The sequence below is a fragment of the Bartonella tribocorum genome, assembly GCF_002777915.1.
Lineage (GTDB): Bacteria > Pseudomonadota > Alphaproteobacteria > Rhizobiales > Rhizobiaceae > Bartonella > Bartonella tribocorum_A.
In genome coordinates this window covers 1-937 of the sequence record NZ_NJGE01000079.1, presented here as the reverse complement: position 1 = coordinate 937, position 937 = coordinate 1, and the positions used below count along the sequence as shown (strand labels likewise).

Sequence of the window (937 nt, the reverse complement as noted above, 5' to 3'; positions counted from 1 at the left end):
TGAGTTTAAAGATGTTGGTTCGGCTTTTGCAGGTATTGATAAGAATATCAATAATGTGAACAATCATCTTACGAATGTTGTTCAAGATTTTACGAAACAACTCACAGATATTACTGAGGAAGTTAAGGGTGATGCGTTGTTGTGGAGTCAAGATAAAGAGGCATTTGTTGCAACACATGGGACAGATGGTGAGAAGAAAAACAGTAAGATCACGTCTCTTGCGAATGGTAGCATCACGAAAGATTCAACGGATGCGGTGAATGGTGGACAGCTTTATTCGCTGAATAATACGTTAGCGAGCTATTTTGGTGGTGGCGCTGAATATAAGGATGGCAAATGGACTGCTCCAAACTTCAAAGTTAACACCGTAAGTGCTGATGGTAGTAAGGTTGAAGAGAAGAGTTATGATGATGTAGCGAAAGCGTTTGCAAGTGTAGGCAGTTCTTTCAGCAATCTTCATAAAGAGCTTAAGAATGAGATTAACCAAGTTGTTAGTGACAGTCTTGTAAAGCAAGATGACAAGACACATGTCATTGCAGTTGGAAGTGAAAAGAGCGGTACGAAAGTTACGTTTGCGAATACTGATGGTGCGGTACGGACGCTTACAGGTGTAAAAGCAGGAGATCTTACAGAGACATCGACTGATGCCGTGAATGGTTCACAACTTTACGAGACCAATGATAAGGTTGCGAGCTATTTTGGTGGTGGCGCTGAATATAAAGAAGGCAAGTGGGCTGCTCCAAACTTCAAAGTTAACACCGTGAGTGCTGATGGTGATAAGGTTGAAGAGCAGAGCTATAAAACAGTAGCAGAAGCGTTTGCGGGAGTAGGCAGTTCTTTCACGAATCTTCATAATGAAGTGACAAATGCTGTTACGAATATTAATAACCAGATTAACCAAGTTGTGGGTGATAGTCTTGTGAAACAAGATGACAAG

Annotated in this window: 1 pseudogene; it reads left to right on the top strand. The window is 41.2% G+C overall.

Annotated features, from left to right (window positions below):
* Positions 1–937: pseudogene (locus CER18_RS09755) on the top strand (Vomp family autotransporter); the annotation flags it as partial.